The organism is Xanthomonas campestris pv. asclepiadis, assembly GCF_020784175.1.
GTDB lineage: Bacteria > Pseudomonadota > Gammaproteobacteria > Xanthomonadales > Xanthomonadaceae > Xanthomonas > Xanthomonas campestris_D.
The window spans coordinates 64,441-86,846 of record NZ_JAJGQM010000016.1; the positions used below are offsets into that span (position 1 = coordinate 64,441).

General features: G+C 66.6%; 19 protein-coding genes. 17 read left to right on the plus strand and 2 right to left on the minus strand.

The annotated features are described in order from the left end of the window. Positions 1-12: 12 nt before the first annotated feature. The 16 genes from LL972_RS09780 (at position 13) to LL972_RS09855 (ending at position 17,886) form a co-directional block, all read left to right on the plus strand. A complete protein-coding gene (locus tag LL972_RS09780; protein ID WP_228327427.1) occupies positions 13-3,603 on the plus strand; it encodes an ABC transporter permease/M1 family aminopeptidase in 3,591 nt (1,196 codons plus the stop codon). Between the two features lie 105 nt (positions 3,604-3,708). Continuing rightward, positions 3,709-4,158, plus strand: a complete 450-nt coding sequence (locus LL972_RS09785; protein WP_016904108.1) for a DUF2147 domain-containing protein — start codon at positions 3,709-3,711, stop codon at positions 4,156-4,158. Between the two features lie 259 nt (positions 4,159-4,417). Next, on the plus strand, positions 4,418-6,505 hold the full coding sequence (gene metG / locus LL972_RS09790) for a methionine--tRNA ligase (protein ID WP_228327428.1): 2,088 nt from the start codon (positions 4,418-4,420) through the stop codon (positions 6,503-6,505). A gap of 186 nt (positions 6,506-6,691) precedes the next feature. Next, on the plus strand, positions 6,692-7,282 hold the full coding sequence (locus LL972_RS09795; protein ID WP_228327429.1) for an HAD family hydrolase: 591 nt from the start codon (positions 6,692-6,694) through the stop codon (positions 7,280-7,282). 1 nt (position 7,283) lies between these two features. After that, a complete protein-coding gene (rnfB, locus tag LL972_RS09800; RefSeq protein WP_228327430.1) occupies positions 7,284-7,715 on the plus strand; it encodes an Rnf electron transport complex subunit RnfB in 432 nt (143 codons plus the stop codon). 386 nt (positions 7,716-8,101) lie between these two features. Beyond that, positions 8,102-8,890: a hypothetical protein gene (locus LL972_RS09805; RefSeq protein WP_228327431.1), complete on the plus strand. Its 789-nt coding sequence runs from the start codon at positions 8,102-8,104 to the stop codon at positions 8,888-8,890. Positions 8,891-8,975: 85 nt separating this feature from the next. Further along, complete coding sequence (locus tag LL972_RS09810) at positions 8,976-9,347, plus strand: DUF4345 domain-containing protein (RefSeq protein WP_228327432.1); 372 nt, start codon at positions 8,976-8,978, stop codon at positions 9,345-9,347. A 58-nt stretch (positions 9,348-9,405) separates the two neighbouring features. After that, entirely contained in the window at positions 9,406-9,969 is a 564-nt protein-coding gene (locus tag LL972_RS09815; protein ID WP_024940529.1) for a sigma-70 family RNA polymerase sigma factor, read from the plus strand. Next, positions 9,966-10,808, plus strand: a complete 843-nt coding sequence (locus LL972_RS09820; protein WP_228327433.1) for an anti-sigma factor — start codon at positions 9,966-9,968, stop codon at positions 10,806-10,808. Before LL972_RS09815 ends, LL972_RS09820 begins: the two co-directional genes overlap by 4 nt. Positions 10,809-11,034: 226 nt before the next feature. Next, positions 11,035-12,033: an acyl-CoA desaturase gene (locus LL972_RS09825; RefSeq protein WP_228327434.1), complete on the plus strand. Its 999-nt coding sequence runs from the start codon at positions 11,035-11,037 to the stop codon at positions 12,031-12,033. Beyond that, entirely contained in the window at positions 12,030-13,280 is a 1,251-nt protein-coding gene (locus LL972_RS09830; RefSeq protein ID WP_228327435.1) for an NAD(P)/FAD-dependent oxidoreductase, read from the plus strand. The genes LL972_RS09825 and LL972_RS09830 overlap by 4 nt, the downstream gene beginning before the upstream one ends. Beyond that, positions 13,280-14,185, plus strand: coding sequence for a DUF1365 domain-containing protein (locus LL972_RS09835; RefSeq protein WP_228327443.1), 906 nt, complete (start codon positions 13,280-13,282; stop codon positions 14,183-14,185). The genes LL972_RS09830 and LL972_RS09835 overlap by 1 nt, the downstream gene beginning before the upstream one ends. Beyond that, on the plus strand, positions 14,182-15,477 hold the full coding sequence (locus LL972_RS09840) for an SAM-dependent methyltransferase (protein ID WP_228327436.1): 1,296 nt from the start codon (positions 14,182-14,184) through the stop codon (positions 15,475-15,477). Before LL972_RS09835 ends, LL972_RS09840 begins: the two co-directional genes overlap by 4 nt. Continuing rightward, positions 15,474-16,019: a DUF2878 domain-containing protein gene (locus LL972_RS09845; protein WP_228327437.1), complete on the plus strand. Its 546-nt coding sequence runs from the start codon at positions 15,474-15,476 to the stop codon at positions 16,017-16,019. The genes LL972_RS09840 and LL972_RS09845 overlap by 4 nt, the downstream gene beginning before the upstream one ends. Next, positions 16,016-16,798 (plus strand): DUF1295 domain-containing protein, encoded by a 783-nt coding sequence (locus tag LL972_RS09850; RefSeq protein ID WP_228327438.1) that lies wholly within the window; start codon positions 16,016-16,018, stop codon positions 16,796-16,798. Before LL972_RS09845 ends, LL972_RS09850 begins: the two co-directional genes overlap by 4 nt. Positions 16,799-16,815: 17 nt before the next feature. Further along, positions 16,816-17,886 carry an SAM-dependent methyltransferase gene (locus LL972_RS09855; RefSeq protein WP_228327439.1) on the plus strand — a complete coding sequence of 357 codons (1,071 nt, stop codon included), beginning with the start codon at positions 16,816-16,818 and terminating at the stop codon, positions 17,884-17,886. Positions 17,887-18,121: 235 nt separating this feature from the next. Here the strand turns inward: LL972_RS09855 and LL972_RS09860 are convergent, their stop codons facing one another. Continuing rightward, entirely contained in the window at positions 18,122-18,469 is a 348-nt protein-coding gene (locus LL972_RS09860) for a RidA family protein (RefSeq protein WP_228327440.1), read from the minus strand. Positions 18,470-18,479: 10 nt separating this feature from the next. Further along, positions 18,480-19,187, minus strand: coding sequence for a DUF998 domain-containing protein (locus LL972_RS09865; protein ID WP_228327441.1), 708 nt, complete (start codon positions 19,185-19,187; stop codon positions 18,480-18,482). A 261-nt stretch (positions 19,188-19,448) separates the two neighbouring features. Between LL972_RS09865 and mprF the strand changes: the two genes are divergently transcribed. Beyond that, positions 19,449-22,013 carry a bifunctional lysylphosphatidylglycerol flippase/synthetase MprF gene (gene mprF, locus LL972_RS09870; RefSeq protein WP_228327442.1) on the plus strand — a complete coding sequence of 855 codons (2,565 nt, stop codon included), beginning with the start codon at positions 19,449-19,451 and terminating at the stop codon, positions 22,011-22,013. Positions 22,014-22,406 lie beyond the last annotated feature (393 nt).

A 22,406-nucleotide genomic window follows, 5' to 3' on the forward strand; every position in this document is an offset into this window, starting at 1 on the left:
CGGAGCGCTGCGATGATGCTGGCGTTCCTGCGCTTCGAGCTGCGCGAACAACTGCGCTCGCCCTTCCTGTGGTTGCTGGCTGCGTTGTATGCGCTGCTTGCGTTTGCCGCGCTGTCCAGCGATGCGGTGCAGATCGGCGGTGGCATCGGCAACGTGCTGCGCAATGCGCCTACGGTGATCGCGACCCTGCTGGGGCTTTTCAGCCTGCTCGGCCTGCTGGTGACAACCCTGTTCGTCAGCAATGCCTTGCTGCGCGACTTCGACCTGGGCACTGCCGAGCTGGTGTTTTCCACCCCGGTACGGCGGCGCGACTATCTGCTCGGCCGCATCGGCGCGGCGCTGATCGCCGGCATGCTGATGTATGTGGTGATCGCGCTGGGCATGTTCGCCGCCCAGTTCATGCCCTGGATCGATCAGGCCCGGCTCGGGCCGGTCGCCGTGGTGCCCTATCTGTGGTCGCTGTTGGTGCTGGTGCTGCCCAACCTGCTGTTCACCACCGCGCTGCTGTCGGTGCTGGCGGTGACCACGCGCAGCATCCTGTGGGTCTATATCGGCGTGATCGTGTTCTTCGTGCTGTATGGCGTGAGCCGCGCGCTGATGGCCGATCTGGACAACGTGTGGATCGCCACGCTGTCCGACCCGCTCGGCATCCGCGCCCTGTCGCAGACATTGCGGTATTGGTCGGTAGAGCAGCGCAATCACCAGCTGCCGCCGCTGACCGGCTACCTGCTCGCCAATCGCGCGGTGTGGCTGAGCATGAGCGGTGTGTTGTTTGCCGCCACCTTTGCGCTGTTCCGCACCGAGCGCAGCGGCACGCGGCGACGCCGTGGCGTGGCTTCGGTTGCGGCTGCTGATGCACGTCCCGCCAGCACGCGCGTCACCACGACACGCCTGACGGTCACGCCCAGCTTCGGCGCGGCCACCGCATGGCGGCAACTGCTGCGCCAGATCCGCTTCGACACGCTGGGCGTGCTGCGCAGTGCGCCGTTCGTGGTGCTGCTGATGCTGGGCCTGGCCAACTTCATCCCGACCGCCTTGTTCAACGCGCGTAATTACGGCACCGCCGTGCTGCCGGTGACCTCGTTGATGCTGGAAGCGCTGCAGAACAGCTACAGCTTCCTGCTGATCATCGTGGTGCTGTTTTACGCCGGCGAACTGGTGTGGAAGGAGCGCAGCAACCGCATCGACGGCATCACCGACGCGATGCCGGTCCCGGATTGGGTGCCGCTGCTGGGCAAGTTTGTGGCCTTGTTGGCAGTGATCGCCAGCTTCCAGCTCGCCGGTGCGTTGACCTCGATCGCGTTGCAGCTTGGCCGCGGCTATACCAGCATCGAGCCGCTGCTGTATCTCAAGACGCTGGCGCTTGGCTCGGTCCTGTACGTGTTGATGGGCGGCATGGCGCTGGCGCTGCAGGTATTGAGCAACAACAAGTTCGTCGGCTATGCGCTGCTGATGCTGGTGCTGATCGGGCAATCGGCGCTGTCGATGCTCGACTACACCCAGAACCTCTACACCTTCGGCGGCTGGCCCAATGCGCCGTATTCGGACATGAACGGCTACGGCCACTTCCTGCCCGGCCAGTTGTGGTTCCAGGGCTATTGGGGCCTGTTCCTGCTGGCCCTGCTGTTGCTGTCTTCGGCGTTCTGGCCGCGTGGCGTGGGCCACGGTGTGCGCCAACGTATGCGGCTGGCGTTGCAGCGCCTGCGCAGCCCGACCGGCGCGGCCCTGGCAGTCAGCCTGCTCGGCTTCGCGGCGGTCGGCGGCTGGGTGTACTGGAGCACCAACGTCTACAACAGCTTCCTGTCGCCGGAACAACGGCTGGACCTGCAGGCGCGCTACGAGCGCGATTACCGCAAATACAAGGATCTGCCGCAGCCGCGCATCATCGCCGTCGACAACCATGTCGACCTGCATCCGGGCACCCAGTCGGTCGTCATCGATGCCACCTGGACGGTGCGCAACACCCACCCCACGCCGATCAGCGAGGTGCATATCGGCATGCAGGGCCGCACAGGGGACCGCAGCCTGGTAAAGGTGGATCTGGGCGGGCAGACGCTGACCCTGCACGACGTGCCGGCCGGCTACCGCATCTATCGACTACAGCGGCCGCTGCAACCCGGCGAAGAGCGCGTATTCCGTTTCCGCGTGGACCAGCATCCGCATGGCCTCACCGCCGAGCAGGCGCAAACCGAACTGGTCGCCAATGGCAGCTTCTTCAATAACACCCTGCTGCCCTGGTTCGGCTACAACACGCAGACCGAGATCACCGACCGCAACGACCGCCGCAAGCGCGGCCTGGGCGAACCCACGCGCATGGCCAAGCTCGAAGACCAGGCCGCGCGCGCCAACACCTACGTCAGCAACGATGCCGACTGGCTCAGTTTTGCCAGCACCGTCTGCACCGCGCCGGATCAGATCGCCTTGGCACCGGGCTATCTGCAACAGCAATTCCAACGCGATGGCAGGCGCTGCTTCCGCTACGTGATGGACCGCCCCATGCTCAACTTCTACGCCTACCTGTCGGCACGCTGGCAGGTGCGCAAGGCGCATTACAAGAACATCCCGATCGAGGTCTATTACGACCCCAAGCATCCGTACAACGTGCAACGCATGATCGAAAGCGTGCAGAAATCGCTCGCCTATTACGAAGCCAACTTCAGCCCGTATCAGCACCATCAGGTGCGCATCATCGAATTCCCCGGCTACGCGCGGTTTGCGCAGTCATTCGCCAATACCATCCCCTACTCCGAGTCGATCGGCTTCATCGCCGACCTGCGCGACAGGAACGACATCGACTACGTGTTCTATGTCACCGCGCATGAAGTCGCACACCAATGGTGGGCGCATCAGGTGATCGGTGCGAATGTGCAGGGCGCCACGATGCTGTCCGAATCGCTGGCGCAGTATTCGGCGTTAATGGTGATGGAGCGCGAGTACGGGCGTGCGCACATGCGCCGTTTCCTCCGCTACGAACTGGATCGCTATCTGGAAGGGCGTGGTGGCGAAACCATCGAGGAGTTGCCGCTGTATCGGGTGGAGGATCAGCAATACATCCACTACCGCAAGGGCTCGCTGGCGTTCTACCGGCTGCGCGAGGAGCTCGGCGAGCAGGCGCTCAATCGCGCATTGCAGCGCTTTTTGGCGGCCAAGGCATTCCAGCAGCCGCCCTACACCACCTCGGCCGAGTTGCTGCAGACCATTCGGGCCGAGGCACGCCCGGACCAGCAAGGACTGATCACCGACCTGTTCGAGAAGATCACCTTCTACGACAACCGCGTGGTCAGCGCGCAGGCACGCAAGCGCTCCGATGGCCGCTTCGAGGTGACCGTGCAAACGCAGGCGGCCAAATTGCAGGCCGACGGCAAGGGCAAGGAGCATGCGGTGCCGCTGGACGACTGGATCGAGGTGGCGATCTATGGCGCTCCGGCCGGCAAGGACGCGCAGGCGCCGGTGCTGGCCTTGCAACGGCAGCACGTCACCAGCGCCGCACCCAGTTTCACCATGACCGTCGACCGCCTGCCGATCGAGGCCGGCTTCGATCCGGACAACAAGCTGATCGACCGCGTGCCGGCGGACAACCGCAAGCAGGTGACGCTGCAGTAGCCGAATGAACGCATTCCGCAGCGCGCCTTTCCGCCACCATACTCCACGGTATACATTCCGGTCAGGCCGTCGACGGCGGCCATAGCAATCCCTGGGAGGGGACACATGCGCAAGACCTTCAAGACCCTGATGCTGGCACTGCCGCTGGCCGCCGCCTCGCTGCTGGCCCAGGCCGCCGATTCGCCGGTGGGCCGCTGGAAGACCATCGACGACGAGACCGGCAAGCCCAAGTCGGTGGTGCAGATCGAACAGCTCGGCAACGGCACGCTGAGCGGCAAGGTGGTCGACATCCTGCAGTCCAACCATGGGCCCAACCCGACCTGCGACAAATGCGATGGCGCGCTCAAGGGCAAGCCGATCAAAGGAATGACCATCCTGTGGGGCCTCAAGCCCGACGGCACCGCGGTGTGGAGCGGCGGCTCGGTGCTCGACCCGGCCAAGGGCAAGACCTACAAGGCCAAGGTCACCCTGACCGACGGCGGCAAGAAGCTGCAGATGCGCGGCTACGTCGGCATCGAAGCGCTGGGCCGTACCCAGACCTGGATTCGCGAGTAAATCGGGAATCGGGAGTGGGGAATCGTAGCAGCAGGCGCCCGCGAGGGCGCCTTTTTTGTGCGTGTCCATCTGCGCGTAGCTGTGCAGCGAGCCCTGGCAGGCGACCATCGTCGATCCATAGCGCTGCATGGCCAGCCAAATCCCTGCGCGCCTCAACAACACTGTCGCCTAGCCCTGCTTTGCCCGATTCCCGATTCCCGATTCCCGCCCCCATTCCCGACTAATGCGATAATCGGCTGTCCCCCGCATTACGCCTGCCATGACCCGCACCGCACTCGTCACCACCGCCCTGCCCTACGCCAACGGGCCGCTGCATCTTGGCCATCTGGTCGGCTACATCCAGGCCGACATCTGGGTGCGCGCGCGCCGCCTGCGCGGCGACAAGACCTGGTTCGTCTGCGCCGACGACACCCATGGCACGCCGATCATGCTCGCCGCCGAAAAGGCCGGGGTCACCCCGGAGGCCTTCATCGCCAGCATCCAGGCCAGCCATGAGCGCGACTTTGCCGCGTTCGGGGTGACCTTCGATCATTACGATTCGACCAATTCGCCGGTCAATCGCGCGCTCACCGAGGCCTTCTACACCACGCTGGAGGCCGCCGGTCACATCAGCCGTCGCTCGGTGGCGCAGTTCTACGACCCGGCCAAGGGCATGTTCCTGCCGGATCGCTACATCAAGGGCATCTGCCCCAACTGCGGCAGCGCCGATCAATACGGCGACAACTGCGAGGTCTGTGGCGCCACCTACGCGCCGACCGAGCTGAAGGAGCCCAGGTCGGTGATCTCCGGCGCCACCCCGGAGCTGCGCGATTCGGAGCATTTCTTCTTCGAAGTGGGCCATTTCGATGGCTTTTTGCGTGAGTGGCTGGCCGGCGATGTTGCGCTGCCCGGGGTCAAGGCCAAGCTCAAGGAATGGCTGGACACCGAAGGCGGCCTGCGCGCCTGGGACATCTCGCGCGATGCGCCGTATTTCGGCTTCCAGATTCCCGGCCAGCCGGGCAAGTATTTCTATGTGTGGCTGGACGCGCCGATCGGCTACCTGTGCAGCTTCAAGACGCTGTGCGCGCAGATGGGCGAGGATTTCCAAGCGCATCTGGTCGCTGGCACGCAGACCGAGCTGCATCACTTCATCGGCAAGGACATCGTCAATTTCCACGGCCTGTTCTGGCCGGCGGTACTGCACGGCACCGGCCATCGCGCGCCGACCCGGCTGCACGTCAACGGCTATCTCACCGTGGGCGGCGCCAAGATGTCCAAGTCGCGCGGCACCTTCGTGATGGCGCGTACCTTCCTGGATGTGGGCCTGGAACCGGAGGCACTGCGCTACTACTTCGCGGCCAAGTCCTCCGGCGGCGTGGACGATCTGGACCTGAACCTGGGCGATTTCATCGCGCGGGTGAATGCGGATCTGGTCGGCAAGTTCGTCAACCTGGCCAGCCGCTGCGCCGGCTTCATCGGCAAGCGCTTCGACGGCAAGCTGGCCGACGCCCTGCCCGACCCGGCGCAGTACGACCGCTTCGTCGCCGCACTGGCGCCGATCCGCGAGGCCTATGAGCGCAACGATGCGGCCAGCGCGATCCGCCAGACCATGGCGCTGGCCGACGAGGCCAACAAGTACATCGACGACACCAAGCCATGGGTGATCGCCAAGCAGGACGGTGCCGATGCGCAGCTGCAATCGGTGTGCACGCAGGGCCTGAACCTGTTCCGGATCCTGGTCGCCGCGCTCAAGCCGATCCTGCCGCGCACCTGTGCCGAGGCCGAAGCCTTCCTGTCGGCACCGATGACCAGCTGGGACGACGTCACCCGCCCGCTGACCGCGCACGTGATCCAGCCCTACACCGCCCTGTTCACCCGTATCGACCCCAAACTGATCGACGCCATGACCGACGCTTCAAAAGACACCATGGCCGCACCTGCGGCACCCGCTGTCACTACCGCCAAGCCCGCCCCGTCCAAGGCCGAGACAACGCCGGCGGCCGTTGCCAATCCCCAATCCCCAATCGCCACTTCCAGCCTCATCGGCATCGACGATTTCGCCAAGCTCGACCTGCGCATCGGCAAGGTGCTGGTGTGCGAATTCGTGGAAGGCTCGGACAAGCTGCTGCGCTTCGAACTGGATGCCGGCGAGCTGGGCAAACGCCAGATCTTCTCGGGCATCCGCGCCAGCTATGGCGAACCGGAAACGCTGGTCGGCCGCAGCGTGGTGTTCATCGCCAACCTGGCCCCGCGCAAGATGCGCTTCGGCATCAGCGAAGGCATGATCCTGTCGGCCGGCTTCGACGGCGGCGCGCTGGCGCTGCTGGACGCCGATGGTGGTGCGCAGCCGGGGATGCCGGTGCGGTGAAGCGGGATTGGGGAATCGGGATTGGGGATTCGTAGAAGCCAGAGCTGATTGTCGAGGGAGACCTAACATTAGTGCCTGGCCCGTCCCTGATCCGCCCCTGCGGGGCACCTTCTCCCGGGGAGAAGGAAAAGCAGACACCGCGCCTTTAACCAATCCCCAATCTCGACTTCCCAATCCCCGCCCCTCATGCACCTGGCCCTGTTCGACTTCGACCACACCATCACCACCTGCGATAGCTATGCGCGTTTTCTGCGCAAGGTGGCCACGCCTGCGCAGCTGGCGGCGGCGAAGTGGCAGGTCGGCCCGTGGGTGCTGGGGTATCGGTTGGGCATGGTGTCGGCTGCGGCGCTGCGCGCGCGGGTCACCCGCATCGTGTTCAGTGATCGCTTGCTGGACGAGGTGGCCGCGCACGGCGCCGATTTCGCGCGCACGGGATTGCCGGGTGTGCTGCGCGCCGAGATGATGCAGCGCATCGACTGGCACCAGGCGCAGGGGCATGAAGTGGTGCTGGTGTCGGCCTCGCTGGACCTGTACCTGCAGCCGTGGTGCGCGCAGCATGACCTGTCGTTGATCTGCAACAAGCTGGAACACCACGCCGGCGTGCTGAGCGGGCGCTATGCGGACGGCGATTGCGGCCCGCGCAAGGCCGCGCAGATCCGCCTGCGCTACGACCTGTCGCAGTACGCGTGCGTCCATGCCTACGGCGACAGCCGCGAAGACAAGCCGATGCTGGCGCTGGCGCAGCAGCGCTGGTATCGCGGCAACCTGCTGCACTGACATGCCTACCGCAACGCCCGCCGCATCGCTCGATCTGGTCGAACGCCTCGACCGCCTGCTGCCGCAGACCCAGTGCGGCCAGTGCGGTTATGACGGCTGTCGCCCGTATGCACAAGCGATGGCGAACGGCCAGGCCGACGTCGATCATTGCCCGCCCGGTGGCGACGCCGGAGCACGCGCGTTGGCGCACGTGCTGCAGCGTCCTGCACGCCCATACGATCGCAGCCGTGGCACCCACACGCCGCCGGAGGTGGCCTGGATCGTGGAGGCCGACTGCATCGGCTGCACCAAGTGCATCCAGGCCTGCCCGGTGGACGCCATCGTCGGCGGCGCCAAGCACATGCATACGGTGATCGCCGCGCTGTGCACCGGCTGCGAGCTGTGCCTGCCGGCCTGCCCGGTGGACTGCATCGCGCTGCACACGAGCGGCTAGACGGCTGGCCGGACGATGGCGCAAGTGCCAGGCGCGCTACGCCCGGAATCGGCAGTGCCATATGCACCACGATATCTGCACGCCAAGCGTGCTCTCACGGCGCTTGCGTGCTTGCGGCCGGCACCCTGAGCCGGCACATCTTGTGTACACGCCTGGGCTTCCGCACCCGGCTGCGCCCTCGCACTGACTGCCCGCTCGCAGCCAGTGCGGCATCGGCGCCCCCTTGCACGCACCCGCGTTCTGAGCCTCGGCAGCGCCCGGCTCCCACGAACCAGCGGCGCTGGCCTCCAATCACGACATCCCGTCAGGAACGTCCTGACGCGTCCGGCGCATCCGCGCTGCGGATGCGCTCGTATTGATAGGCACTCCTATCGAGGAATCCGCCGATGCGCCCACTCGCCGCTGCCCTTGCCGCGCTCGCCACCGTGTGCCGGCCGATCTCGCCCTTGTTGCTGCTGGTGCTGGGCGGCTTGCCGCTGAGTGCGGCGGCGGTCACCCGTGTGGATGGCGATGCCTTCGATGGCGACAGCGGCGCGCTGCGCTATCGCGAGTCGCACTGGCTGCTCGACGATGGCGGACGCGTCGTGCTGTATCGCTGCCCGGACGGGCGCCCGTTTGCGCGCAAGCAGGTCGATGGTGGCGGCAGCTCGCCCGACTTCAGCCTGATCGATGGGCGCGACGGCTATCGCCAGGGCGTGCGTCAACGCAACGGTGTGCGCGAGATGTTCCAGCAGGAACCCGGCAAGGCCGAGCAGCGCACGCCACTGCCGGCCGACGACGGCCCGCGCGTGATCGATGCCGGCTTCGATGCCTACCTGCGCAACAACTGGGACGCGCTCGCCAGCGCGCCGCAACGCGTGGACTTCGTGCTGCCAAGCCTGCAACGCCAGCTGGCGTTCCGTGTCGAGCGCATCGACGATACCGGCGGCCAGCGCCGGTTTCGCCTGAGCCTGGATGCCTGGTACGGCGCGGCAGTGCCCTCGCTCGAAGTGCGTTATGCAATCGCCGACAAACGTCTGCTGCAATTCCGCGGCGTGGGCAACCTGCGCGACGCGCGTGGCCGCTATCCACACGTACGCATCGTTTTTCCGGACACCGCTGCGCGTGCCGTCGGCGCCGATGAGCTGCGTCAGGCACGCGAGCAGCCGCTGGCCAAGAGCTGCAGCGCCCCGTGAACCAGACACCTGCCATCTTCACGTTCGACCACGCGCGGTTGCGTACAACGGCCCGGTCACCCCTTCCCCATACAGGACCATCGCCATGGCCAAGGCCTACCTCTGGATCAACGCAGTGCTCTACGTCGTCCTGGCAATCTGGTGCACGCTCTCGCCGGCCAAGACCGCCAATGCCGTGGGCTACACCCAGTTGTCGCCGGCCGGGCAATCGGAATATCTGGTCATCTATGGCGGCCTGCAGCTGGGCATGGCGTTCCTGTTCGGCTACTTCGCGTGGATCGATCAAGCGCGCACCGGCCTGCTGGTCGCACTCGCGTTCTACGTGCCGATCGTGCTGTTCCGCAGCGTCTCCCTGGCGCGCCTGTGGCCGGTCTCCGCACCCACGGTGGCATTGGCAGGCGTCGAGATCCTGTTGCTGCTCGCTGCCGTCGTGCTGTGGTTTCAGCAGCGTAAGTGAAGGACAGCGTCCCCCCAGTCCGGTAGCATCGCCCCCACCTCAAAAAACGCCCGACCGCATGAGTGCCATCCCTGGCCACGACGACGATGAAACCGGACGACTGCTGACCGCAACCGCGGGCGGCGACCGGCATGCCTTCGAAGCGCTGTACCGGCAGACCTCGCCGAAACTGTTCGGGGTGTGCCTGCGCATGATCCCGCAACGTGCCGAAGCCGAAGAGGTGCTGCAGGACGTCTTCACGCTGATCTGGCACAAGGCCGGGCAGTTCGATCCCGCTCGTGCACGGGGGCTCACCTGGTTGGCGATGATCGCGCGCAACAAGGCCATCGACCATCTGCGCGCCAATGCCCCGCAACGCCGCAACGTGGCGCTGGACGATGCCGGCGAATTGCGCGCCGGCGACGCCTCGCCGCTGGAGCGCACCGAGCGCGCCAGCACGCGCCGACGCATCGACCACTGCCTGGCAGAGCTTGAACCGCCGCGCAGCGAGTTGATCCGCACCGCGTTCTTCGACGGTATCACCTACGAAGAACTCGCCGCGCGCACCGACACCCCGATCGGCACGGTCAAGAGCTGGATCCGCCGCGGCCTGGCCAAACTCAAGGCATGTCTGGAACGATGAGCACGCCCTTTCCCATCGACCAGGAACCGCCGCGCGACGTGCTTGCCGGCGAATACGTGCTGGGCCTGTTGAGCGCCGACCAGCGCCTGGCTGCCGAACAACGCGTCGCCACCGACGGCCAGTTTGCCCAGGCGGTGACGCAGTGGCAGGAGCATCTGGCGCCGTTGCTGGACGAGATCGCCGCAGTGACGCCGCCCGGCCAGGTCTGGGCACGCATCCGCCAGACGCTGGGCTTCGATACGCCGTTGCACGCAGTGACCGCCGCGTCGTCGGCAGCGCCGCCGGCAAGCGCACCCAAGGCAGCGGTATGGAACAGCGTGCGGTTCTGGCGTTGGGCAAGCGCAGGCGGCCTGGCCACCGCGGCCGTGTGCGTGCTGGCGTTGTTGAACCTGCGCACGCCACCGGCACCGGTGCAGCCGCCGCAGGGCACCGGCCCGGTGGTACAGACACCGGTCACGCCACCGGCGACCACCACTGCGCCAACGACCGGTATTGCGATGACCTCCACGCTGGCCACCGAAGACGGCCGCCCCGGCTATGTCGCGTTGATGGATGCCGACAAGCACACCATCACGGTGACGCCGCTGGATCGCACCGCCACCGCCGACAAGGTACCCGAGCTGTGGCTGATCACGCCGGATGGCAAGGCGCATTCGATGGGCACCTTCGACGACCAGCGCGCACGCCGTGCGCAGATTCCCGATCAGCTGATGCCCATGCTCAGCAACGAAGCCATCCTGGCAGTCACGCTGGAGCCGCCGGGCGGCGCACCGGGCGGTGTTGCCACCGGTACCGTAGTGGCCAAGGGCGGCATCAGCACACTGGCAATGGCGCCCTGATCCGGCACGCCTGACGCCGCCTGCGATCACATCGCAGGCGGCGGCGTTCGCGCAACAGCCTCATCCGCGTCAACCCTGGCTGGCGCGCTTCAATGTGTGCGCAATTGCGCGATTCGTTCGCACCGGCACGCCAAGCGCGCGCACCCATGCGACGATCAAACAGGCTGGTGCATCTGTTTGCCGGCAGCGTCCGTAAAGGGTCACGACTACACACGGAGAACCACGCGTGCCGAGTACTGGCTTTGACCCACATGCCGCACCGCCGCAGCCTGCCGACACCCGCCGGCGTGGCGGGGTCGCAGCGCGCATTGGCAGCCTGCGTCGTTGGGTGGATTCGCAAACCGACGAGCCGCTGGACGAAGCACGCGCAGACCGTATCGACTGGCTGCGTGCCCTACCCTTCATCGCGCTGCACCTGGCTTGCCTGGCGGTCCTGTGGGTCGGTGCGTCCTGGTTCGCGGTCGGCATGGCGGTGGCCTTGTACGCGCTGCGCATGTTCGCGCTGACCGGGTTCTATCACCGCTATTTCTCGCACCGCGCGTTCAAGACCTCGCGCGTGCTGCAGTTCCTGTTCGCTGCCATCGGCGCCACCTGCGTGCAACGCGGGCCGCTGTGGTGGGCCGCGCATCATCGCAACCATCACCGCCACACCGACACCGGCCGCGATCCGCATTCGCCGGCGCAGCACGGCTTCTGGTGGAGCCATACCGGCTGGTTCCTGACCCCGCGCAACTTCCGCACCGACTGGGCGGTCATCCCGGACCTGCGTCGCTTTGCCGAGCTGCGCTTTCTGGACCGCTTCGACATCGTGATGCCGGTGCTGCTGGCAACGGGGCTGTACCTGCTCGGCGACTGGCTGGCGGTTGCCGCGCCCGCGTTGAAGACCAACGGCGCGCAGCTGCTGGTATGGGGCTTTGTGATCTCCACCGTGGCCTTGTTCCATGCCACCTTCACCATCAATTCGCTGGCGCACCGCTTCGGCAGCCGACGCTTCGAGACCCGCGACGACAGCCGCAACAACTGGCTGCTGGCGCTGCTCACCTTCGGCGAAGGCTGGCACAACAATCACCACTTCTTTCCCGGCTCCGCACGCCAGGGCCTGCGTTGGTGGGAGTACGACGTCACCTGGTACGGGCTCACCGCGATGTCCTGGGTGGGCCTGGTCTGGGACCTCAAGCCGATGCCGAAATCGCTCACGCAACGCGCCGAGCGGGTGAGCCGATGAGCGAGGGCAGGATTGCCGTGGTCGGCAGCGGGATCGCCGGCCTGGGCGCAGCGTGGCTGTTGTCGCGCCGCTACGAGGTCACCCTGTTCGAGGCCGCCGATTATCTGGGCGGGCATACGCATACGCACGACATCCAGCTGGACGGCCAGCGCTATGCGGTGGACAGCGGTTTCATCGTCTTCAACCCGCAGCACTATCCGCTGCTCACGCGCATGTTCGCCGAGCTGGACGTGGCCGCGCAGCCGACCACGATGAGCTTCTCGGTGCACGATGCGCGCAGCGGGCTCGAATACAACGCCGGCAGCCTGGGCGGGCTGTTCTGCCAGCGCAGTAACCTGCTCAGCCCCCGCTTCTGGGGCATGCTGGCCGACCTGCGTCGCTTCTATCGACAGGCGCCGGCGGTGTTGCACAGCGAGGAGCGCTTCAGCACGCTGGGCGCGTATCTGCAACGGCATGGGTATTCGGCCGCGTTTCGCGACCAGCATCTGGTGCCGATGGCCTCGGCGTTATGGTCATCGCCCTCGCAACGCATCCTCGACTTCCCGATGGGCCAGCTGATCGGCTTCATGGCCAATCACCACATGCTGCAACTCAGCGGGCGTCCGCAGTGGCAGGTGGTGCGCGGCGGCTCCAACAGCTACGTGCGTGCGCTGCGTCGGCGCTGGCAGGTGCTCGAGCGCCTGTCCACGCCGGTGCATGCGATCCGGCGCGCGCCCAACGGCGTGGTGCTCAGCTCCCCGTGTGGCGAGGAACACTTCGACAACGTGGTGCTGGCCTGCCATGCCGACGATGCGCTGGCCTTGCTCAGCGACGCCACAGCGGCCGAGCGGCAGATCCTGGGCGGCATCACCTATCAGGACAACGACACCGTCCTGCACACCGACGCCAGCGTGCTGCCGCGCGATCGCCGCGCCTGGGCTGCGTGGAACGCGCATGTGCCGGCCGACCCGCAGGCGCCGTGCACGGTGAGCTACTGGATGAACGCCCTGCAGTCGATCGATGCGCCGCAGCCGTTCATCGTCAGCCTCAATCGCGACCACGACATCGCCCCGGACAAGGTGCTGCGACGCATGCGCTACCGCCACCCGGTGCAGAACGCGGCCGCCCTGGCCGCGCAGACGCGCAAGGCCGAGATCCAGGGCGTGCAGCACACCTGGTTTGCCGGCGCGGCATGGGGCTTCGGCTTCCATGAAGACGGCCTGCGCAGCGGCGTGGATGTGGCCCACGGCCTGGGAGCGGACTGGTGATGCAGCTGCTGCGCGAAGCCAGCCCCGATGCGGTACCGCTGCCTCCGGGCGAGGACAGCGGTGCCGGCAGCGTGACGGGCGCGGTGCGCAGCGCGATCTACACCGGGTGGGTGCGGCACCGTCGGTTTGCGCCCAGACCGCTGGCGTTTCGCTACCGGCTGTTCCTGATGTATCTGGATCTGTCCGAGCTCGATGTGGTGTTTGCGCGGCGTTGGCTATGGTCGGTGGGGCGCGCCAATCTGGCGCAGTTCCGGCGCAGCGATTATCTCGGCGACCCGGACGTTCCGCTGGACCAGGCCGTGCGCGATTGCGTGCAGGCCCACACCGGCGAGCGCCCCGATGGCGCGATCCGCCTACTCACGCATCTGCGCTACTTCGGCCATGTGTTCAATCCGGTCAGCTTCTACTACTGCTTCGATCGCCACGGTGGCCTGCGCTGGATCGTGGCGGAAATCACCAATACGCCGTGGCAGCAGCGCCACACCTACGTGCTGCCGGTCGCGCAGGCGCGCACGCATCGCCGGGTGCATGCCTGGCGCTTCGACAAGCGCTTCCACGTCTCGCCCTTCATGGGCATGCAGCACCAGTACGACTGGCGTTTCAGCGTGCCCGATGCGCAGTTGCGCGTGCATATGGACGTATTGGATGCGCTCTGCGACGACACGCCGGACGGCAGCCCTGATGCTGATGGCGCAGGCAGCGGCCACGGTGCCCGCCGCTTCGATGCCACCCTGGTCCTGCAGCGCCAGCCGCTCAACGCGCGCACCCTGGCGCGCACGCTGCTGGCCTATCCGTTGATGACCGTGCAGGTGGTGCTGGCCATCCACTGGCAGGCCCTGCGCCTGTGGCTGCGCGGCAACCCGGTCCACGATCACCCTCATCCGCCTGTGCGAGAACCCCGATGAACGCCACGTCCCTGCCCGACACCGCTGCGCCGCGCGCGGCTTCCTGGACGGACCGCCTGTTGCGCAAGCGCCTGCTGGCCACGCTCGGCGAGCTGCGCGATGGACAATTGCAGTTGCACGAAGCCGATGGCGTCACCACCCTCGGCAACGCCAGTGGCGCCGATGCGCTGCAGGTGCAGTTGCGTGTCATCGACCCCGGGTTCTATCGCCAGGCCGCGCTCAACGGCAGCGTCGGTGCCGGCGAGTCGTACATGGACGGGCAATGGCAATGCGACGATCTGGTCGCGTTGATGCGCCTGCTGCTGCGCAATCGCGACCGCCTGGATGCGATGGAGACCGGCACCGCGCGCCTGGGCGGCTGGGCGATGCGCAGCCTGCATGCGTTCGCGCGCAATACCCGCAGCGGCAGCCGGCGCAACATCGCCGCGCACTACGATCTGGGCAACCCGTTGTTCCGCCTGTTTCTCGACGAGAACCTGATGTATTCCTCGGCGATCTTCGTCGAGGGCGAAGAAGCCCAGGGCGAGGCCGCACTGGAGCGCGCAGCCACGCGCAAGCTCGAGCGCATCTGCCAGAAGCTGCGGCTCGGCCCGCAACACCATGTGGTGGAAATCGGCACCGGCTGGGGCGGCTTCGCGCTGCACGCCGCGCGCGCGCATGGCTGCCGCGTCACCACCACAACCATCTCGCGCGAGCAGTTCGAACTGGCCACCCAGCGCATCGCCGCGGCCGGCCTGAGCGACCGGGTCACCGTATTGTTGCGCGACTATCGCGATCTGGACGGCCGCTATGATCGGGTGGTGTCGATCGAGATGATCGAGGCCATCGGCCATCAGTATCTGGACACCTATTTCGCCAAGGTCGGCAGCCTGCTGGCCGACGATGGCGAGGCGCTGATCCAGGCCATCACCATCGAAGACCATCGCTATGCGCAGGCCTTGCGCTCGGTGGACTTCATCAAGCGGCATATCTTTCCCGGTAGCTTCATTCCCTCGGTGGCGGCGATGACCGGCGCAATCGCACGCGCCAGCGACCTGCGCCTGTTCAACCTGGAAGACATCGGGCCGAGCTATGCGTTGACGCTGCGCGCCTGGCGGCAGCGCTTCATGGCGCAGCTGCCGCAGGTGCGTGCACTCGGCTACGACGAGCGCTTCATCCGCATGTGGGAGTTTTACCTGGCCTATTGCGAAGCCGGCTTTCTGGAGCGCTCGATCGGCGATGTGCATCTCTGGCTGAGCAAGCCGGTCGCACGCCCGCCGCAGTTCGTGCCCGGCCTTCCCGTTGACGCATGAAGCAGCTCGGCAACTATCTGGGCCTGCAGGTGCTGTGGCTGGTAGCCGTCAGCGCGGCCGCGCAGGCGCGCATCTGGCCAACCCTGCTGGTGCTGGCACTGTTTGCGCTGTATCAGCTGTGGCCGTCGCGGCGGGCGCCGGGCGATCCGCAGCTGCTGGTCGCCGCGCTGTCGCTGGGCTTGCTGCTGGACACCACGCTGGCGGCGGGCGGCTGGGTGCGTTACGCCGCACCGTGGCCAGGCACGTTGCTGGCGCCGGCCTGGATCCTGGCATTGTGGCTGGGCTTTGCGCTCACGCTCAACCATTCGCTGGCATCGGTGATGCAGCGGCCATGGCTGGCGGTGCTGCTGGGCGCGATCTTCGGGCCGTTTTCGTACTGGTTGGCGCAACGCGGCTGGCAGGCGGTGGAATTCCAGCCGCCACAGCTGCATGCGGTAATCGTGGTCGGTATCGGCTGGGGCCTGGCCTGCGGTCTGTTGTCGCTGTATGCACGCCGACTGGCGCGACCATCGCCTGAACACCTGAGGGGAGAACTGCAATGAATGCCTGGCCGCTGCTGCATGTGGGCGTGTTTGCGAGCGTGGTGATGGTGGTCGGCTGGCTGTGGCAACGCCGCAGCGGCAATGCCGGCCCGGTCGATGTGCTGTGGGCCGCCTGCCTGGCCATCGCTGCGCCGTATTGCGCGTGGATGTCCGATGGCGCGCTGCTGCCGCGCGTGCTGGTCGGCGTGCTTGGCGGTGTCTGGGGCGCGCGCCTGGCATTGCATCTGGGCGTGCGTGTATTCGGCGACCCGCACGAAGATGGCCGTTATCGCGCCTTGCGCGAGCACTGGAACGGCGACCAACGCAAATTCCTGGGCTTCTTCCTGGCGCAGGCGGTGGTCGTGGTGCTGTTTTGTGTGCCGTTTCTGGCCGCTGCCAGCAACCCGAATCCGGCCTGGAGCGTGTGGAGCACGTTGGCGATTGCGGTGTGGTTGATTGCGGTCGGTGGCGAAGCCCTGGCCGACCGGCAACTGTCTGCGCACAAGGCCAACCCGGCCAATCGCGGCGTCACCTGCCGCAGCGGCTTGTGGCGGTATTCGCGCCATCCCAATTACTTCTTCGAGTTCGTGCACTGGTTCGCTTACCTGACGCTGGCCGTCGGTGCCGGGCCGTGGCCGCTTGCCCTGGCTGCACTGGGGCCGGTGGTGATGTTCGTGTTTCTGTATCGCTTCACCGGCATTCCCTACACCGAGCAGCAGGCGCTGCGCTCGCGTGGTGAGGACTATGCGCAATACCAACGCAGCACCAGCGCGTTTTTTCCGCTTCCCCCTTCGTCCTGAGTCGCCTGGAGAGTCGTATGTCCACTGTTACCGTTCCGCCCTCCTCGCTGCCCGAAGAATCCTTTGCGACCCGGATGGCCGAATCCGGCGTGCTCCCCGACGCCGCATTGCGTTACGGCATCCGCCGGCTGTGCGCGCAGCGCCTGCGCGATGAGCGCACCGGCGGTGCCGATGCCAGCGGCGAACGCCAACGCGCCTTCATCGACAGCCTGCGTGCCAGCGCGATCGCGATCGAAACCGATGCCGCCAATCGCCAGCACTACGAATTGCCGCCACAGTTCTTCACCCTGTGCCTGGGCCGCCGGCTCAAGTACAGCAGCTGCTACTGGGACGCCACCACGCCGGATCTGGATGCGGCCGAAGAACGCATGCTGGCGCTTTACGGTGAGCGCGCCGAACTGGCCGATGGCCAACGCATCCTGGAGCTGGGCTGCGGTTGGGGCTCGCTGACCTTGTGGATGGCCGAGCGCTATCCCGGTGCCACCATCACTGCGGTGTCCAACTCGCGGCCGCAGCGCGCGCATATCCTGGAGCAGTGCCGCGTGCGTGGCTTGAGCAACGTGCAGGTCATCACCGCCGACGTCAACGCGCTGGCGCTGCCGCCGGGCAACTTCGACCGCGTGGTGTCGGTGGAGATGTTCGAGCACATGCGCAATTACCGCGAGCTGCTGGCGCGCGTCGGCAGCTGGTTGGCGCCGGGCGGCAAACTGTTCGTGCATATCTTCTGTCACCGCGACCTGGCTTACCCGTTCGAAGTGGCCGGCGAAGACAACTGGATGGGACGGCATTTCTTCACCGGCGGGCTGATGCCGGCGGCCGATACCTTGCTGCATTTCCAGCAGGACGTGGTGATCGAACAGCGCTGGGTGCTGTCGGGCGCGCATTACGAAAAAACCGCCAATGCCTGGCTGGAAAACCAGGACCGCCACCGCGCGCAGATCATGCCGCTGCTGAAGCAGACCTACGGCGAGGATGCGCAGCGCTGGTGGCAGCGCTGGCGGATGTTCTGGCTGGCCTGCGCCGAGCTGTTCGGTTACGACCAGGGCCGCGAATGGGGCGTGGCGCACTATCGCTTCGTCAAACGCTGATCGCGGCGCGCGCGTCGAAACGACGATGCGAACCGCATGCGTGGAGCGCAACATGTCGGCGTTCCACTGATGCAGGCGTGTCGACAAACGCGTTGGCACTCTTGCCAAGCCAACGTGCGATCCGTTTTTCGCCACTGTCTGCTGACAACGCTGCGATGCATGCCGAAGCGCATACGCGCAGATGACACGCGATCGGCGCGCGCGATCGCCCCGCGATCGGCGCGCCGCCCTGCGATCAGCTCGCCGCAGCGGTGACCACGATTTCCACCTTCCATTCCGGGCGCGCCAGTTTGGCTTCGACCGTGGCGCGCGCGGGGGTGAAGCCGTGCGGCACCCATTCGTCCCAGGCCTTGTTCATGCCGTCGAAATCGGCGATGTCGGCCAGGAAGATCTCCGCGCGCAGGATCTTGGTCTTGTCGCTGGCCGCCTGCGCGAGCAGCTTGTCGATTTCGCCCAGCACCTGGCGGGTTTGCCCGGTGATGTCTTCGCTGGTGTCTTCGGCAATCTGGCCGGCCAGGTAGCACACCCCGCCATGGACGGTCATTTCCGACATCCGCGGACCCGCATCGAATCGCTGCACCATTTCAGACTTCCTACGGTTGATTGACCCGGGCATTGTCCCGCGAATGCGGCAAACGTGCAGCCCCGGCGCGCACGTGCTGCGCCAGCCACGCCCCCACCCGCACCACCCAGGCCACGATCAACACGATGGCGCTCTTCTGGCTGATGCCCAGCGGCGCGCTGGTGACCGTGACGTGGAACAGCAACACCGCAAATGCGCTCAGGTCCAGGCCGAACGCGATGGCGAAGTGGCCTCGCCACACGCAATCGCGGCGGAAATACCAGGATTGCAGCAACACCGCCGCGATCACGCACAGAAACGTCATATCGGCCGATAGCAGATGCACCAGCATGGCTGCGTCAGGCGCCAGCTCCGGCATCCAGCTATCGCCGATCGAGACCATGCTCAAGCCCACCGCCGCCGCCCAGAACAGCCCCACCACCGTGCGGCTGCGCGCGGGCGGTGCGAGTGCCGCATGCAGGCCCAGCGCCATCCACGCCATCGCGGCAGCCAACACGCAATAGGCCGTGCGCAACAGCAGGCCGTAGGCACCGTGCAGATACGCGCTCAGCTGTGCGTCGATCCAGTCCAGATCGCCGCGCAGCCATTGCAGCAGCAGAATCAAGCCGATGAAGGCAATGCCCGTGCAGGCGGCGACTGCGCCGGCCTGCCCGGCCCAGCGTGGCGGGCACGATTGCCCGGGCGGCATCGCGGTTTCACTGTGGTGTCGATCGTTCATCAATAGCCTGTCTGTGTTGCAACGGTCATCGTGTCCATGTCGGTCTCCTGCGGCACGTGGGCGCGGCGATGCCCTATGATGCGCCCGGCCGTCCTGAGCCGACACCTGTCGGCGCGACCGAACCCTGCGTTCACCTCATTCGGCATCCACGCGATCCCCCTGCATGTACCTTGACACCAACCGGCCCATGCAGACCCACCGCCCGCGCGGCACATACCGTGCATGTGCCCTTCTTCCCTTTCAGCAGATCCCGTTCCCCTCATGACGGATACCTCCGTGTCTTCCCAAGCGCCGGCCAGCGGGTGGCGCCGCGCGTTGCCGGTGATCATCAGCCTGGCGATCCTGGCGATGGCGCTGCACGCGCTGTCGGGGCAATTCACCGACCATGGCTATCGGCAGATCCGCCAGGCCTTCCGTGCCTTGGGTGCCGGCCAGATCGCGCTCACCTTGGTGCTGGGCTTGAGCAGCTACGCCTGTCTGGTGGGTTTCGACTGGGTCGGGCTCAAGCGCACCGGCAAGCGGCTGCACCCGGCGCGCGTGGGCATCACCGCCTTCATGGCGCATGCGGTGGGGCAGACGCTGGGCTTTGCCGCACTCACCGGCGGCGCGGTCCGCCTGCGCGGCTATGGCAGCGTCGGGCTGACCCTGGCCGAGATCGGCCAGGTGGTGCTGATGAGCACGCTGGGCTTCGTCTTCGGCGCCTGGGTGTTGCTTGGCCTGGCGCTGATGCTGGAACCGGAAGCGGCTGCGCGTGCACTGCCGATCACCGCAGAAGGCATCCGCATCGCCGGTATCGCCTTGCTGGTCGGCTACGTTGCAATGCTGATGCTGGTCGGCAAACAGGGCCGCGAATTCGGGATTCGCAGTCATCGCTTCTGGCTGCCCGACCGCACCACGGTGCTGGGCGTCACCGCGCTGAGCGTGGTCGAGCTGGGCCTGGCGGCTGCCGCGTTCTACGTGCTGCTGCCGCCGGATCCGGGCACCGGCTACTTCGGTTTCATCGGGATCTGGCTGGTGGCGGTGGTCACCGGGCTGATATCCACCGTGCCGGCCGGGCTGGGCGTGTTCGAGTGGAGCCTGCTCAAGCTGCTGCCGCATGTCACCCCGGCTGCGGTACTGGCCGCCGCGCTGGCCTACCGGGTCACCTACTACATCGTGCCGCTGCTGATCTCGGTGGCGATGGCGGCGGCCTCCGGCCTGGGCGCACCGGTGCGCGCCAGCGCCAGCACCGCACGCACGGTGTGGAAGGCCTTGCGCCCCTGGTTGCCGCAGATCCTGGCGTTGGCGGTGTTTGCGGTGGGCGCGGCGCTGGTCATCGACGGCACCTTGCCCACGCCGCGCGCACGTCAGGAAGTGGCGCCGCTGCCGCTGATCGAAACCTCGCATCTGCTAGTCAGCCTGGGCGGCATGGTGCTGCTGCTGATCGGCCAGGGCCTGCAACGCCGCAGCCATGCGGCCTGGGTGCTGGCGCTGGGCGTGTGCATCCTGCTGCCGCCGCTGTCGCTGTTGCGCGGCAGCCATATCTCGGTGTCGTTGTCGGCGGCGCTGGCCGCGCTGGCGCTATGGGCGGCACGCCGCGAGTTCTACCGCCAGGGCGCGCTGCTGGACGAAGCCTGGTCGTGGCGCTGGCTGAGCAACCTCGGCCTGGTGCTGGTGGCCACGTTCTGGCTGCTCTTCTTCGTCTACAGCCACGTCGAATACAGCAACGACCTGTGGTGGCAGTTTGCCACCTCGGCCAACGCGCCGCGTGCGCTGCGCGCGGCGTTGATCCTGTGCGTGGGCGTGATCGTGTTCGGCATGGCGCGCCTGCTGCGTGGCGGCCGCCGCCCGATGCCGGCCGCCGATGCGCAGACCCTGCAGACGCTGGCGCCGACCCTGGCCACCAGTACCGACACCCAGGCCTGCCTGGCCTTGACCGGCGACAAGGCCTTCCTGCTCGATGAGCAGGGACGTGGGTTTGTGATGATGCAGCGTTATGGCGGCTCGCTGATCTCGATGGGCGACCCGGTCGGCCCGCCCGAGGTCGCGCGCGCACTGATCTGGCGCTTCCGCGAAGAGGCCGACCATATGGGCCTGCGCCCGGTGTTCTACCAGGTCGGCGAAAAATACTGGCAGACCTATCTGGACATGGGCCTGACCCTGGTCAAGCTGGGCGAAGAGGCGATCGTGCCGCTGGAAGGCTTCACCCTGGAAGGCCGCGACCGCGCCGATCTGCGCCAGGCCTGGAACCGCGGCAAGCGCGGCGGCCTGACCTTCCGCATGCTGCAGCCCGAGCAGGTGGATGCGGTATTGCCGCGTCTGGCCGAAGTGTCCGAGCAATGGCTGGAAGAAAAATCCGGCGAAGAAAAAGGGTTTTCGCTGGGCAGCTTCGATACGGACTATCTGCGCCGCTTCCCGGTGGCGGTGGCCGAGGCGGAAGGCCAGATTGTGGCCTTCGCCAATGTGTGGCAGGCGCCGGCTGGCGGCGAGCTGTCGGTGGACCTGATGCGGCACAGCGCACAGGCACCCAAGGGCACGATGGATTTCCTGTTCATCGAGCTGTTCCTGTGGGGGCAAGCCAACGGCTATACGCGCTTCTCGTTGGGCATGGCGCCGCTGTCGGGCCTGGCCGAGCATCGCCTGGCAGGCCGCTGGAATCGCTTCGCCAGCCTAGTCGCGCGTCACGGCGAGCGCTTCTATGGCTTCAGCGGCTTGCGTCGCTTCAAATCGAAGTTCGCCCCAACCTGGCGCCCGCGCTATCTGGTCGCACCGGGCGGCATGCACCTGCCGGCGGCGTTGCTGGATGTCACCCGATTGATCTCGGTGGATCCCGGTCGGCAGGAGTAAAACCACACGAGGCCTGCGGTTTTTATGCGAATGCTTCGGTCTGCGGCGGGCGTCTGCATGTGTGCTTGAAGGCATTGCTTGCCGATCAGCACTAGCCATATTGGGAGCGTGGTGCCGCGTCCGGTGGCGGGACCGTGTGGCGGCATGGATGCCGCCACCGAGCCTCCACGGATGGATTCACGGCGTGTCCCGACACCGGGTGCGGCGCCGCGCCGCCGACCGACTCCGCACACTGCTGATCAACCCTGCGCATGAGATCTGCTGGTGCTCCGTAGAAGCTTCGGTCTGCGGCGGGCGCTTGCACGCGTACCGGTGTGGGACACGCCGCAAGTACGTCCTTGTAGCAACTGTGTTGTTGGAGGGGGTTCTGACCGTTCTGGAAGCCGGGCACGG

Excerpts from the sequence above, each read along its gene's own strand:
- LL972_RS09795 (WP_228327429.1), top strand. The coding sequence starts at position 6,692 with ATGCACCTGGCCCTGTTCGACTTCGACCACACCATCACCACCTGCGAT.
- LL972_RS09810 (WP_228327432.1), top strand. The coding sequence starts at position 8,976 with ATGGCCAAGGCCTACCTCTGGATCAACGCAGTGCTCTACGTCGTCCTG.
- LL972_RS09835 (WP_228327443.1), top strand. The coding sequence starts at position 13,280 with ATGCAGCTGCTGCGCGAAGCCAGCCCCGATGCGGTACCGCTGCCTCCG.
- LL972_RS09860 (WP_228327440.1), bottom strand. The coding sequence starts at position 18,469 with ATGGTGCAGCGATTCGATGCGGGTCCGCGGATGTCGGAAATGACCGTC.
- LL972_RS09850 (WP_228327438.1), top strand. The coding sequence starts at position 16,016 with ATGAATGCCTGGCCGCTGCTGCATGTGGGCGTGTTTGCGAGCGTGGTG.
- LL972_RS09865 (WP_228327441.1), bottom strand. The coding sequence starts at position 19,187 with ATGAACGATCGACACCACAGTGAAACCGCGATGCCGCCCGGGCAATCG.
- rnfB (WP_228327430.1), top strand. The coding sequence starts at position 7,284 with ATGCCTACCGCAACGCCCGCCGCATCGCTCGATCTGGTCGAACGCCTC.
- LL972_RS09845 (WP_228327437.1), top strand. The coding sequence starts at position 15,474 with ATGAAGCAGCTCGGCAACTATCTGGGCCTGCAGGTGCTGTGGCTGGTA.
- LL972_RS09785 (WP_016904108.1), top strand. The coding sequence starts at position 3,709 with ATGCGCAAGACCTTCAAGACCCTGATGCTGGCACTGCCGCTGGCCGCC.
- LL972_RS09780 (WP_228327427.1), top strand. The coding sequence starts at position 13 with ATGATGCTGGCGTTCCTGCGCTTCGAGCTGCGCGAACAACTGCGCTCG.
- LL972_RS09820 (WP_228327433.1), top strand. The coding sequence starts at position 9,966 with ATGAGCACGCCCTTTCCCATCGACCAGGAACCGCCGCGCGACGTGCTT.
- LL972_RS09815 (WP_024940529.1), top strand. The coding sequence starts at position 9,406 with ATGAGTGCCATCCCTGGCCACGACGACGATGAAACCGGACGACTGCTG.
- LL972_RS09805 (WP_228327431.1), top strand. The coding sequence starts at position 8,102 with ATGCGCCCACTCGCCGCTGCCCTTGCCGCGCTCGCCACCGTGTGCCGG.
- LL972_RS09830 (WP_228327435.1), top strand. The coding sequence starts at position 12,030 with ATGAGCGAGGGCAGGATTGCCGTGGTCGGCAGCGGGATCGCCGGCCTG.
- LL972_RS09855 (WP_228327439.1), top strand. The coding sequence starts at position 16,816 with ATGTCCACTGTTACCGTTCCGCCCTCCTCGCTGCCCGAAGAATCCTTT.
- mprF (WP_228327442.1), top strand. The coding sequence starts at position 19,449 with ATGACGGATACCTCCGTGTCTTCCCAAGCGCCGGCCAGCGGGTGGCGC.
- metG (WP_228327428.1), top strand. The coding sequence starts at position 4,418 with ATGACCCGCACCGCACTCGTCACCACCGCCCTGCCCTACGCCAACGGG.
- LL972_RS09840 (WP_228327436.1), top strand. The coding sequence starts at position 14,182 with ATGAACGCCACGTCCCTGCCCGACACCGCTGCGCCGCGCGCGGCTTCC.